The following is a 12,942-nucleotide window of genomic DNA, read 5'->3' as shown; positions in this document are numbered from 1 at the left end:
CTCAAAAACCGGCCGCGTAAAAGCTAGACCCTGTACTTGAGTTTTTTCCCCGTTCCTTCATAAAATTTTCGGCGGAGTTCCGCTACCTGATCGTCTTTTAAATAATCGTCAAAATTCATCATTCGGTCAATAATGCCGTTAGGGGTAATTTCTACGATTCTGTTGGCGATAGACTGTATGAATTCGTGATCGTGGCTGTTAAACAAAACCACACCGGGAAAATTTATTATTCCTTCATTCAAACTTTCAATGGCTTCAAGATCCAGATGGTTCGTGGGATCGTCAAATATGAGAGTGTTGGCTCCGCTCAGCATTAGTTTTGAAAGCATACATCTCATCTTTTCGCCGCCGCTTAAGACTTTTACAGGCTTAAGCGATTCGTCCCCTGAAAAAAGCACACGCCCTAAAAAACCGCGCACATAGGCGTCGTCTTGTTCCGGAGAATATTGGCGAAGCCAGTCCGTTATGCTGCAGTCCGTATTAAAATAAACGGCGTTGTCGCGCGGCATGTAGTCGTATTTTATGGTCTGTCCCCAAAAAACTTCGCCGGAAGAAGCTTTTTTATTTCCGGTTATTATATCGTAAAAAGCGGAAACGGAATTATGTTCTATTCCCACAAAAGCGATTTTATCGGTACGGTTTACGATCAACGAAAAATCTTTTAAAAGAACATTTCCGTCTTCCTCATAATTCAATTTACGTATTTCAAGAACATTGTTTCCGATTTCCCGATCCGGTTTAAAACTTACGTACGGAAATTTACGGCTTGTGACGGGCAATTCTTCAAGAGCCAGTTTGTCATATACTTTTTTACGGCTCGTGGCCTGTCTGCTTTTAGCCGCGTTGGACGCAAAGCGAAGGATGAATTCTTTGAGATCCTTCATTTTTTCTTCGCGTTTTTTTGCCTGATCCTTCGCCTGTCTTTGCAGGATCTGGCTCATCTGATACCAGAAATCATAGTTTCCGGTAAACTGGCTTATCTTTCCGTAGTCTATGTCGCAGATGTAAGTACAAACGCTGTTCAAAAAATGACGGTCATGGCTCACCACTATTACGGTATTAGGAAAATCGATCAAAAAATCTTCAAGCCAAGTGATAGATTCAATATCAAGACCGTTCGTAGGTTCGTCGAGAAGCAATATATCGGGATTTCCGAACAAGGACTGCGCAAGCAAAACCCGAACCTTTTGTCCCTCGTCAAGTTCGCTCATGTTCTTGTCGTGGAATTCTTCTTCCAGCCCGAGTCCCGAAAGCATCTGTTCTATCTGGTTTTCAGCTTCCCAGCCGCCGAGCTCCCCGAATTCGGCTTCAAGTTCGCTGGCTTTTATTCCGTCCTCTTCGGTAAAATCGCTCTTTTCATAAATTTCAGTGCGGGCATTACTGCATTCGTATAATTTTGGGAATCCCATCATAACCGTGTCTTTTACCGAGTACTTATCGAAGGCAAAATGGTCCTGCTGCAACACGGCTATCCGTTCCCCGGGAGAAAGCGATATGGTACCGGAATTATGTTCATGCTCGCCTGAAAGGACTTTTAAAAAAGTCGATTTTCCCGCTCCGTTTGCTCCTATGATGCCGTAACAGTTTCCCGGCGTAAATTTTAAATTTACGTCTTTAAATAAGGGTTTTTCACTGAATTTTACGCTTACATCGGAAACCGTTATCACTTTGTTTTCCCCTGTTTATTTTTTTGGTCAAAACCTAAAGCGCTCATTATTTTCGACAAAAATCCGGGCTTTTTAGGTGAACTAACTTTCCGAGTATTCTTTCTACGACCGTCAGAACGTACGGCACCCTTTTGCGGAGCCGCCTTAGGCATGGAAGAAGTTCCGGGCGCATACTTTTGTCTGTAAAGCTTCATACGCTCGTCAAAAGAAAGATTTTCCAATTTTTCAAGGTCCTTGGAAGTTTGAAATCCCTTAAGTCTTTCCCTTTGTCCGTATTTTTTAGAGCCTTCTCTGCCGCTGTCCTGCCGTCTTTCTTCTCCTGAGAATTTATTTTTGTCTTTTTTAAACCTTGAACCGCTTTCAGTTTTCTTTGAGAAAGGACGGCCTCTGCGCGATGATTCTTCGGAACGCGGCCTTCGGGTGCGGGAAGCGCTTCTGTCGAAATCTCCGCCTCCCCGCCTTTCAGTCCGTATGTAAACACCCTCGCTCTTATCCTCGGCAAATAAAGATTCGTCCGCAACCCTTGACGGAATTTTCATTTCAATAAAGCGCTCGATCGCCGGAAGGTTATAGACGTCCTGCTCGCTGCAAAAAGTGTAAGCCTTGCCAGATTTTCCGGCACGGGCGGTGCGTCCTATGCGATGAACATAGTTTTCAGCTTCGTTAGGCAGGTCATAGTTTACAACCATTGCCAGGTCGCTTACGTCGATACCTCTGGCGGCGACGTCAGTCGCTACCAAAACGGGAATTCTCGAAGCTTTAAAGTCTTCAAGAACTTTAAGCCGCTTGGACTGAATCATATCGCCGATCAAAAAATCGCTTCGGATACCGTTAATCTTCAGCTTCTTACCCAAAACTTCGCATCCGCGCTTTGTGTTGCAGAAAATTATGGCGCTGGAAGGTTTTTCCTTTTGCAAAATTCCAAGCAAAAGCTTTACCTTTTCATCGCTTGAAACATGCAAAAGTTCCTGTGCGATTTCGCTTACGACAATATTTTCAGATTCTATCTGAATTTCTTCGGCATCAAGCGTATATTCCCATGCAAGATTTTTTACATAGGAATTGAGCGTGGCGCTGAAAAGCATTGTCTGTCTGTTTTCGGCGGAAGGAAGATGCTTTATAAGAGTCCGCAAGTCGGGATAAAATCCCATGTCGAACATCCTGTCGGCTTCGTCCACAACCAAAAAACCTACGTCGCTAAGAGCCATGCGTTTGCTTTCCACAAGGTCAATGACGCGCCCCGGCGTGCCGATTAAAATTTCAACGTTTTTTTTGAGAGCGGCCACTTGGGCTTCGTAACCTACTCCGCCGTAAAAGCTGAACGGTCTTAAAGATGTGTATTTTAAAAGTTTTTTCGCTTCGTCTTCAACTTGAACGGCAAGTTCTCGAGTGGGAACGAGTACTAAAGCCTTCTTTCCTTTTATTTCAGGACGCACAAGAAGTTCTTGCGCTATCGCTATTAAATAAGCGGCTGTTTTTCCCGTTCCGGTTTGAGACTGAACGTACAGATCCGCTGCGCCGGTTGCACTTTTTAAAACCCGCTCTTGTACAGGGGTGCAGGAAACGTATCCGGCTTCCTTTATTCCTTTTTGCAGATCGTCATGCAAAGAAAATTCCAAAAAATCCATATAAATAGTAAGTATATACTTTTTACATGTTTATGTATAGTATAAAATCATGAATGATAATGAATTATATCAGGCAGAAATTTTTTCGAACCGGCTTGAAAAAAAATACAGAACGCTCAGAAAATGGGCGCGAAAAAACGGAATAACCTGTTACCGATTATACGATCGCGACATTCCGGAAATTCCATTATCATGCGACCTTTACGAGTTTTTGCCGGAAGGAATTTTTGAGCGTGAAGCGGCATCCGTTTTTATGCAAAAAGAATATGAAACGCAGGTTTTAAATGACCGCGACGCAATGAAAAAAACCGCTGAAAGGCGATATCTTAACATGTTTTTATATGAGCGTCCGTATGAAAAATCTTATCATGAAGAAAAAAGCTGGCTTACCGCCATGGCAAAAGCTGCTTCGGAAATTCTGCAAATCGATCTTACGCATATCATCATAAAAATGCGCCGTCGCTCAAAAGGCGGAAGCCAGTATGCAAATTATGCGGATAGTGTGTTAAGTGAAGTATTAAGCGGCGAAAATGTGCAAAACATGACAGCTGCAACTTTTGCTTCCGGAGCCGACGGAGAAATCAATTTAATCAACACAAAAGAAGTTCCGGATATTTTTACCGTATCGAATAAACGCGCTGCGGCGGCGGGAATCGTTCAAGAGCATGGGCTCCTTTTTACCGTGGACTTATTAAAACATCTTGACTCGGGGTTGTTTCTTGATCACAGACCTCTGCGCCGCATAATCTGCGAAACTTCAAAAGAAAAATCCGTCTTAAATCTTTTTTGCTATACGGGTTCGTTTTCTGTATACGCGGCGGCGGGAGAAGCTCGAATGGTGGAATCAGTAGACTTATCGAACGCATATCTGTCGCTCGCAAAGAAAAATATGAAATTAAACGGCTTCCGCTCTGACGACAAATATGTTTTTACGCGTTCGGATGTGATAAAATTTTTAGAACAAAAAGCGGCCTTAATGCATTCGCCCGGATCGCAAGGCTTTGACATAATAATTTTAGACCCGCCGACTTTCAGCAACTCTAAAAGTTCTCAGTCGGTTCTGGACATAAATCGCGACTGGCCTTACATGGTCAATATGTGCGTTTCTTTGTTAAACAACGGCGGAGTTTTGTATTTTTCAACAAACAGCAGGCGTCTCGTATTCGACATATCAAAAATATACTGCAGCAGCGGGGAGCGCAATTTTAAAGAAAAGGGCAATATCGGATGCAGCCTGCATGCCGGCAGCTCGAGTGCGCTCGGCCTGCTTACGCACAGTCCGAGCGCCAGAAGTCCTATTGCCGGCGAGCCGCATAACCGAGACAGTCGCGATAGCCTACTCTCCCGCGGCCTGCTTGCTCGCAACACGATTGCCCGCGACAGCCGCGCTATTGAAGTGGAAGACATAAGCTTAAAAACCGTCCCCGAAGACTTTAGAAACGTAAAAATCCACCGCTGCTGGAAGATCACGGTTTAATTTTGCCAGCTAGAATAGTATAAGCCGACGTACTTCCGTGTACATCGGCTTATGGCGAATTTTGGCAAAGCCAAAATATCGCTTTTACATATTTTGCCGCCATCCATGGCGGTACTTAAACGACGAGTTTGCTGCGCAAACGTCGCTAATCATATGTGCGCTTTCCGCACACGAATTGTGCGAAGGTGAAAATTGAAATTTTCTCCTTCCTGCAATTTTAATGATGGTTTAACGCGGCCGCTGAAATACTGCGGACATGCCGTCTTACAAGCTAAGCCTATTATGTTATATTTGATTTAAGTTAGTTTTTTCAAATATTTCGACATGTTTTTAAAAAAGTAAAAACCGTGGGGGATTTTTATAAAAAAGATTATCGAAAAAACTGCAGTAATTTTATCAATTGCTGCAGTTTCACTTTCAACTCTTATAAGCCGTGCTTCGTTGCCGGATTTTTCTGAAAAACAGATTAAAAAATTTTAGGATGCAAAAGGCAGCCCAAATGACAGCGTTGTTTTTTACGGCTTTCTACCCCGGTAGAACCGGGATCAACCTATATGATTTCATATATACAGGGTTCTGTCCAAGGCGGCATAACATCTTCCACAGCAACAACCGCATTCGGTTCCACAACAACAACTACATTCTATGATTATGTTTTGGATCAGCCGTTCTCTGAAGAACAACAGTATTTCGTAATTAAAATTCCCAAAAAGCCCGGATTCTATTGTTTCGGGCAATACACGGGAAGAGAAATCATAGTCGCAGCGCAATCCGGTAAACCAACAAAAATTTTCGATCAAGAAAATATAAAAGAAAAATGGGGAAAAATGCAAACCAAATTATGGTTAACGGTCTTAAACAAATAATAAAAGCTTACAAAGGGACTGAATGGGAAAACGCCGCTTTAAAAGAACTTAATAAATATTCAGCAAAATAAACAAACACCCCGGAACAGGATTAAAATCTCCGGCTCCGGGGTGCATTCTAAAATACCTTTTATATTCAGCTTAGTTTTTGCAATATCTTAATTTTCTGATTTGATTCCGTAACGTTTATTAAAGCGATCGATACGTCCGGCCGTGTCTACCAATTTCTGCTTACCGGTAAAAAACGGATGACAAGCGGAACAAATTTCAACATGAATGTCGTTTTTTGCCGTTGACCGTGTTTCAATAACATTTCCGCAGACACAGACGACCTTTCTCGCCTTGTAGTCCGGGTGAATACCCTTTTTCATTTGAACCTCCAAATATATCTACAGGTTTTGCCCTGCGGCGCGGAATGGAAACCAATCAAAACGCCGCCACAAAACCGGCAAATTCAAATCTTGTAAAATTAAGTATATACAGTTTTTGCACTAAAATCAAGAGCACGCATTGCCTCACGTAAAATCTAACCGAAAAAAAAGCGGTGAATCACATAAAAATCTAACCCAAATCTGAGTCACAATAGAAGCCCGAAGGAAGGGCAAAATGGGGTTAGACATGAAAACGAAACAGAAATTAACCGAAGAAACGGCAAAACGCTACTGCACGGCAAACAAAAAGTACAAGACGAAAATCATCGATGAGTTCATCGCAACCACCGGCTACAATCAAAAATATGCCATCCACATCCTCAAAAATACTGCATGCATAAAAATAACGCATTTCAATAATGTCGAGAGAAAGAGCGTACAGATAATCACGAAAGTACGTAAAAAGCGACACTATGAAAAATACTACGGTCAAGACGCACACAAAGAAATTATTCACTTATGGATATTTTCGATGTACCTGTGTGCAAAACGCCTTGTACCCTTTATCCGCGACAATATCGATTACCTTACTCAAAAGTTCGGTTATGATGAACAGCTCAAGCGAAAACTGAACAATATATCAAGCGCAACGGTCTCTAGGATTCTCAAGCCGGAAATCCCCAAGCATTCAATCCGCGGAATTTCGACGACACGTCCTGCCAAGAACCTGAACAAGCTTATTCCGATCCGCACATTCTTCAATTGGGATCAGCGTAAACTAGGATTTTTCGAAGCCGATACCGTAGCCAACTGCGGTATAAGAAACGAAGGACAGTATATTTGTACGCTCACACTCACCGACTTGCATTCAGGATGGACTGAAAACAGAGCTCTTTTGAACAAAGCTCAGCGTTTGGTAAAAGAAGCCGTTGAGGATGTGAGAATAAACTTTCCGTTCGCTATGAAAGGTATTGATATTGATAACGGGAGCGAGTTCAAAAATACACAGCTTTTGCAATGGTGTAACTATAATCAAATTACATTTACCCGAAGCCGTCCGTACGAAAAGAACGACAATTGTTTTGTTGAACAGAAAAATAATAGCGTGGTCAGACGCATTGTCGGCTACTATCGATTTGAGGGAGAGACTGCTCATGCTGTTATGGCTGAATTGTATGAGAGCTACAGCAAGCTCGTTAACTTCTTTTTCCCTTCATTGAAGATAGTGGCAAAGGAACGCATGGACGCAAAGCTCATAAAGAAATATGATGCGGCGAAGACTCCCTATCGCAGACTGATGGAAAGTATGAATGTAAGTCCTGATGAAAAAGAGGAGTTACTTTGTAGGAAGAATGCACTTGATTTAGGGGATCTGCTTGAAATAACTCAACGGCTTCAAAGCAAACTTATTTCTATGGCCGTCCCTTGGACTAAATAATTTCGGTTAGATTTTTACATGAGGAAATACGGAGACTGCACGTATTGACACCCATAATGAGGGGATGTATAATTTATGAATAGAAAACGATTTCTGTATTTTTGGGAAGATCAGAATAATGCTTGAAGTCTGTAATCTAACAAAGCAATATGGAGCTAAATTTGCAATAAGGGACTTGACTTTTTCAGCGGCGAAAAATGAGATTGTTGGCATTGTTGGTCATAATGGCAGCGGGAAGTCGACAACAATGAACATTATTACAGGATTTGTTACTCAAACTTCCGGCTATGTAAAAGTTGATGGAGTTGATACTTTCAAAAGCGCAAAATTAGCACGTTCAAAAATCGGGTATTTGCCGGAAAATCCTGCTCTTTATTATGACTTTACTGTTGAAGAACAACTTCGCTTTTCAGCGAAGCTCCGTAAAATAGAAAATCTTGATTATTCTGTTGAAGAGGCATGCCGCAAAACAGATATTTTGGGTATTCGTGGTCGCCTGATTCGAAATCTATCAAAGGGATATAAGCAAAGAGTAGGTTTGGCACAAGCATTTATAGGCAATCCACCTCTTATTATTTTAGATGAACCATCTAATGGCCTTGACCCACACCAGGTTTCAGAAATGCGTGATATAATAAAAGACGAGAGCAAATCTCATACAATTGTTTTAAGCTCACACATATTGAATGAGGTAGAACTTCTTTGTGATCATATTGTTGTTCTTAACAAAGGAACCATAACTGCAGATGGGAAAATTTCTTATCTTAAAGAAAAATATATGGAACCAGACCTGTATGATATTCGTTTAAAAGGATTAGTCGATTCAAAAAGCACCTTAGAGCTTAAGAATGCTCTTGAAAAAATAGGGTATTCGATCTCAAGTATCGATCATACTCTTCCTTCGCTTGAGTCAGTCTTTTTTAAAATAAACTCAGATAATCCATCTGGAAATGGAAATAAAAATGAGAGCCGTCTTTGAAAAAGAAATCAGACAGTATCTTGTTACTCCAATTGGATTTATATTTGTTGCGGTATTTTTTGCTTTTTGTTCTTACTTTTTCATTGTAGGGAATTTGCTGACAGCCAGTGCTGATTTATCGAAATTATTTGGTTCTGTTTTCTCCTTCCTTATGATACTTATTCCTTTTTTGACCATGAGAACTTTTGCGGAGGAGCGGCGTCTGCACACAGACCAACTTCTTTTAACTTGTCCTGAATCTATTATTAATATTGTACTTGGCAAATTTGCCGCAGCATATGTCGTTTTCGCCATTGGTTGCATTTCTTTTGTGCCTGTTTTTTATATTCTTTCGGTTTTTGATGCAATCGACATATTAACAATTTTCGGAAACATATTGGCTTTATTTTTAATTGGCGGTGTGTTTATTTCAATTGGACTATTTGCTTCTTCTTTAACTGAAAATCAGATTGTTGCTGCCATTATAAGTTATGTAATTATTCTTGGCCTTTGGCTTATTGATTATCTTCGGTATTATATTCAAGAGGAACTTCTAATAAGAATAATTGAATACCTCTCTTTCAGGGCTCACTTCAATATTCTTGGTAGTGGAGTGTTTTATCTGTCGACTTTGATATATTTTATTAGTCTGACTGCATTTATGCTTTTTTTTACACGTCTTTCTTTAGACAGGGCGAGGAGAAGGTAGATATGAGCAAAAAATATTTTTATCTTTGCCTTATACTCAGCCTTATTTCCTTTTCTGCGATAGGGTTCTGTGCTGTTTATCTGACTAATAATTTTGGAGCAAAACTAGATTTTACGGAAAAAAAACTATATACGTTGTCTTCAGAGACAAAAAAAATTCTTTCGTCTCTGGAAAATGACATTACAATAACAGTTTATAATAGAGAAACAGATTTTCCGATATTTATAAAAAATCTACTTGACTCATATAAACCTGAAAACAAACATATCAGCATTGAGTATTGTGATCCATATTCTGACCCGCAGACAATAAGAAAAATGAAAGATCGCGGTTTTGAAATTGCCGAAAACGATATTTCTGTTGAATCTGATAATTGTACAAAGCTGCTTAAGATAGAAAATTTGTATAAACTTAATCTTTCCGGTAATAAGGTTGAGCAACTTTTAGCTGAACAAAAAATCTCTTCGGCTATAGATTTTGTAACAACCGATAATCGGAAAACTGTCCTGTTTACTGATGGCCATGGAGAGGAGCCTTCTGTATCTCTTGAAGATGTTTTTGAAAACAATCATTTTAAGGTTGTTTTGTCTGAAATTTCAGTTTTGGGAATTGATCCGGAAACAATCCTGATTGTCATTTGCGCGCCAAAAAAAGACTTTACAGAGGATGAAATTTCTCTTTTAGAGGAATATTTGAGAAGCGGAGGGTCTGTGATGCTTTTTGCTGAGCTAGGATCTTCCGGAATGTCAAATTTAAGTTATTTCCTTAAAGATCGCGGAATTGGACTTACAGACAGTGCGATTCATGAACCAAAGCTTTATATTTCTGGTAATCAGCTTAATATTGTTGCAAACTATTGTGAAAATGAAATAAACACATATTTCACACATAATCGCCGTTACGTTATCGCTCCTTCTTCTTCTGAAGTTACACAAGAATACATTAGTCAAGGCCGTACAAATACTGCCCAGGTTCTTCGGACTACCTCAGAGTCATTTTCTGAAGATGGTTCAATAGGCTCAAAGGGAATATGCGTTAGTTCGGTCCGTAAGAATGTTGACAAAAACGGGCTTTTGAAAGATCAAAAGCTGATAGTTTTTGGGTCGAAGTTGATTTACGGCGATGATTTGCTCTGCGAAGAAAAATTAGCTAACTTCGATTTTGTTGTACAGGCAACGGCTTGGCTTATTGGTGATTATTCATTGCTTGATATACCTCCAAAGAAAATTGAAGCTTATATAATCCCTGTAACAGCGTCCCAGAGCAGTTTATATGGAATAATAACAATGGGTGTAATACCAGCCATTATTCTGCTTTTTGGATTTATCGTATTGTTTCGGAGGAAATATCTCTGATGAATGCGAAATGCGTGAAGGTTTTAGCAGTTATTTCTGCAACAACTTTAGTCTTTGCTTTGTTTCTGCTTTTCTTTGAACATATGACACAAAAACAAAATAGAGAACCTTCAGAAAAATTTCTAGTTAACTTTGTTTTTGCAGACATTGCCGGAATTGCAGTTAAAAATAATCTTGGATCTTTGGCACTCATGGTTAGGGACGGACAGATTATTTGTCTGGATCAACCTACCGACACCAAAATGAACACGTCATTGATTAAATCATTCTTTTATAGGATGACTCACATTCCTGTCTATGATGAATTAGAGAAAGTAAGCGATCTTGACATTTATGGTCTTGATTCTCCCATAGCGACTGTTTCTGTCGTGCTGAATTCAAAAGAAAAAGTTCGTTTTACACTTGGAGATCAGGCACCATTTGAAAAAGGGTGGTATGTAGCGATTGAGGGAGAGAAAAAAATATATATAATTGACAACGTATCTGCAAAGATGATGCAGTACTCGGTTGACAATTTACGACTTTTGGATGTTTTACCTGAACTAAATGCTGAAATCAAACTCAAGGATCTTGAGATGTTCAGGCTTATTAATGGAGAAAAAGAAATTTTCTTTACTTCAGATCCTTCATCGAAGAGTGCCAGGTTTATTTTGATGTTGCCTGAAAAAATAAATCTTGACTGGGAAAAAGTTACAAAGGCTGTTTTTCTCCCCTTATTATCAATTACCGACTATTCTTTTGTAAGTTCGGCAGGTGTTTTTGCTGATTATGGATTGAAAGAGCGTGGGGGAACAGAACTTTTTCTGACTTTGAAGGGTATTGACACTCACTTGTTTTTTTCTGAGGCAACTAATGGCAGCTTTTTTGTTTGCCGTGAAGGTTCAAATCAGATAATAAGTATACCTGAAAAAGAACTTTCTATTCTTAATGTTAAGATTTCAGATATCATTGGTGATGCTATATATTCAGTGAATCCGGCAGATTTGAAATCTGTAATAATAAGTGGAAACGGAATTGATTTTAATTGTAATTTTTCTGGAATTGGTAATGATTTGCACGCAGTATTAAACGGCAATTTACTCTCTCAGGAGGAATCGATAGATTTTGCACAAATTATTTCTTTGCTGCCAAAATCAAGTTCAATTAAAGAGAATACAAGCATTGAAAGAGATCCCTCCCTGACAATAGTGTATAAACTGTGTGACGCTTCTGAGCATATAATTACCATATTTCCATCATCAAAGCATGAGTGCGCAGTTTTTTTAGATGGCAATGCGATCGCAATGACATATTCATCAACTGTTGAAGAGTTAGTTTACGAGTTAGAAGCTTATTTATAGAAATAAGCATAAAATATGTTCATACAAGCTTGCAAAAGCTAAATTTATTTAGGAGGAAAAAGTATGAAAAAAAACATCGCACTGGTTCTGGCACTTGTAATGTTGTTTGCATTAACAGCATGTGGTGCGCGTGCGGCAAAAACAAAGCAACCGGCACCTGCCAAATCTGCAGCTTCGGTAAAGACAGAAATGTCCTTTGGTAACACACAGCCCAACACTGACGTGGAATCTCTTCAGCTTTATGCCTGTGAGAAGGCCATTGAGGACGCTACTGATGGAAACTTTTCTGTAGAAGTCTTTACAAACTCCGCACTCGGTGACACCGACGACATTCTTGAGCAGGCAATTCAGGGCGCAGCGGTTCTGACCGTTACTGACCCAGGTCGCCTTGCCGACTACATTCCTGAGTATGGCATTCTTCAAATGCCTTACATTATGGAAGACCACACAAAGATAGACCCGATTACAAGCACCAAGATAGTTTCTAATTGGGAAAAAGGCTTTGAAGAATTTGGAGTTAAGGTTCTTACTTCCAACTGGTATGGCGGCGCACGTCAGTTTGTATGCAACAAAGCGATCAATGTTCCAACAGATCTTAACGGTCTCAAGATCCGTACTATGGGCAGCGACCTTTGCATCAAGTCAATAACTGCTATGGGTGCTGTAGGGACTGCAATGCCACAATCCCAAATCTATTCAGGAATTGAACAGAAGGCTTTAGACGGATGCGAAAACCAGTCCACATCTACTTATGCAAGTCGGCTTTATGAGATATGTAAGTACATAAACAAGACTGGGCACTTTATCCTTCTTGGTTGTCCTGCAACTGGAACAATTTATTTCAATTCTCTTCCTGAAGACTATCAGCAACTGCTTGTTGATACATTCAAGGCAAATGGGACTGAATATCAGTCCATATGTGCAGAAATGGAACTTAAGTGTGAACAGGATATGGCCGCCAACTATGGTGTAACAATACATGAAGTTGACACAGCCAAATTCAAAAAGGCAGTTCAGCCTGTTTATACCAAGCTTGGCTATGATGAGCTCAGAACCACAATCCTTGAAGAGGCCGGTTTGAACTAACCAAAATTCTGAAAAGTTCCTGCCGGTGTACGCCTGCAGGAACTTTT

The 12,942-nt window shown here is 40.1% G+C and carries 11 protein-coding genes; 8 read left to right on the top strand and 3 right to left on the bottom strand.

The annotated features are described in order from the left end of the window. Positions 1-23 precede the first annotated feature (23 nt). Complete coding sequence (locus HRQ91_RS04035) at positions 24-1,667, bottom strand: ABC-F family ATP-binding cassette domain-containing protein (protein WP_210120379.1); 1,644 nt, start codon at positions 1,665-1,667, stop codon at positions 24-26. Next, positions 1,664-3,295 (bottom strand): DEAD/DEAH box helicase, encoded by a 1,632-nt coding sequence (locus tag HRQ91_RS04030; protein WP_210120378.1) that lies wholly within the window; start codon positions 3,293-3,295, stop codon positions 1,664-1,666. Before HRQ91_RS04030 ends, HRQ91_RS04035 begins: the two co-directional genes overlap by 4 nt. A 49-nt stretch (positions 3,296-3,344) precedes the next feature. Here HRQ91_RS04030 and HRQ91_RS04025 point away from each other — a divergent pair, with 49 nt between their 5' ends. Beyond that, a complete protein-coding gene (locus tag HRQ91_RS04025; protein WP_246473275.1) occupies positions 3,345-4,772 on the top strand; it encodes a class I SAM-dependent methyltransferase in 1,428 nt (475 codons plus the stop codon). A gap of 554 nt (positions 4,773-5,326) precedes the next feature. Continuing rightward, positions 5,327-5,638 (top strand): hypothetical protein, encoded by a 312-nt coding sequence (locus HRQ91_RS04020; protein ID WP_210120377.1) that lies wholly within the window; start codon positions 5,327-5,329, stop codon positions 5,636-5,638. Between the two features lie 158 nt (positions 5,639-5,796). On the opposite strand, the gene rpmE is transcribed toward HRQ91_RS04020, so the two are convergent. Then, complete coding sequence (gene rpmE, locus HRQ91_RS04015; protein WP_210116821.1) at positions 5,797-6,009, bottom strand: 50S ribosomal protein L31; 213 nt, start codon at positions 6,007-6,009, stop codon at positions 5,797-5,799. Positions 6,010-6,256: 247 nt separating this feature from the next. Here rpmE and HRQ91_RS04010 point away from each other — a divergent pair, with 247 nt between their 5' ends. From HRQ91_RS04010 to HRQ91_RS03985, 6 genes are all read left to right on the top strand, one after another. Beyond that, a complete protein-coding gene (locus HRQ91_RS04010) occupies positions 6,257-7,447 on the top strand; it encodes an integrase catalytic domain-containing protein (protein WP_246473274.1) in 1,191 nt (396 codons plus the stop codon). 118 nt (positions 7,448-7,565) lie between these two features. Next, positions 7,566-8,426 carry an ABC transporter ATP-binding protein gene (locus HRQ91_RS04005; protein WP_210120375.1) on the top strand — a complete coding sequence of 287 codons (861 nt, stop codon included), beginning with the start codon at positions 7,566-7,568 and terminating at the stop codon, positions 8,424-8,426. Further along, a complete protein-coding gene (locus tag HRQ91_RS04000; protein WP_210120374.1) occupies positions 8,398-9,114 on the top strand; it encodes an ABC-2 transporter permease in 717 nt (238 codons plus the stop codon). Before HRQ91_RS04005 ends, HRQ91_RS04000 begins: the two co-directional genes overlap by 29 nt. 2 nt (positions 9,115-9,116) lie before the next feature. Next, positions 9,117-10,469, top strand: coding sequence for a GldG family protein (locus HRQ91_RS03995; protein WP_210120373.1), 1,353 nt, complete (start codon positions 9,117-9,119; stop codon positions 10,467-10,469). Further along, on the top strand, positions 10,469-11,809 hold the full coding sequence (locus tag HRQ91_RS03990) for a DUF4340 domain-containing protein (RefSeq protein WP_210120372.1): 1,341 nt from the start codon (positions 10,469-10,471) through the stop codon (positions 11,807-11,809). Before HRQ91_RS03995 ends, HRQ91_RS03990 begins: the two co-directional genes overlap by 1 nt. A gap of 63 nt (positions 11,810-11,872) precedes the next feature. Then, complete coding sequence (locus HRQ91_RS03985; RefSeq protein ID WP_210120371.1) at positions 11,873-12,895, top strand: C4-dicarboxylate TRAP transporter substrate-binding protein; 1,023 nt, start codon at positions 11,873-11,875, stop codon at positions 12,893-12,895. Positions 12,896-12,942: the final 47 nt, after the last annotated feature.

Source organism: Treponema parvum, assembly GCF_017893965.1.
GTDB classification, from domain to species: domain Bacteria; phylum Spirochaetota; class Spirochaetia; order Treponematales; family Treponemataceae; genus Treponema_D; species Treponema_D parvum.
The sequence above is the reverse complement of the archived record's forward strand: the minus strand, read 5'-3'. Positions and strand labels throughout refer to the sequence as shown.

Excerpts from the sequence above, each read along its gene's own strand:
- HRQ91_RS04025 (WP_246473275.1), top strand. The coding sequence starts at position 3,345 with ATGAATGATAATGAATTATATCAGGCAGAAATTTTTTCGAACCGGCTT.
- HRQ91_RS03995 (WP_210120373.1), top strand. The coding sequence starts at position 9,117 with ATGAGCAAAAAATATTTTTATCTTTGCCTTATACTCAGCCTTATTTCC.
- HRQ91_RS04005 (WP_210120375.1), top strand. The coding sequence starts at position 7,566 with ATGCTTGAAGTCTGTAATCTAACAAAGCAATATGGAGCTAAATTTGCA.
- HRQ91_RS04020 (WP_210120377.1), top strand. The coding sequence starts at position 5,327 with ATGATTTCATATATACAGGGTTCTGTCCAAGGCGGCATAACATCTTCC.
- HRQ91_RS04000 (WP_210120374.1), top strand. The coding sequence starts at position 8,398 with ATGGAAATAAAAATGAGAGCCGTCTTTGAAAAAGAAATCAGACAGTAT.
- HRQ91_RS03990 (WP_210120372.1), top strand. The coding sequence starts at position 10,469 with ATGAATGCGAAATGCGTGAAGGTTTTAGCAGTTATTTCTGCAACAACT.
- HRQ91_RS04030 (WP_210120378.1), bottom strand. The coding sequence starts at position 3,295 with ATGGATTTTTTGGAATTTTCTTTGCATGACGATCTGCAAAAAGGAATA.
- HRQ91_RS03985 (WP_210120371.1), top strand. The coding sequence starts at position 11,873 with ATGAAAAAAAACATCGCACTGGTTCTGGCACTTGTAATGTTGTTTGCA.
- rpmE (WP_210116821.1), bottom strand. The coding sequence starts at position 6,009 with ATGAAAAAGGGTATTCACCCGGACTACAAGGCGAGAAAGGTCGTCTGT.
- HRQ91_RS04010 (WP_246473274.1), top strand. The coding sequence starts at position 6,257 with ATGAAAACGAAACAGAAATTAACCGAAGAAACGGCAAAACGCTACTGC.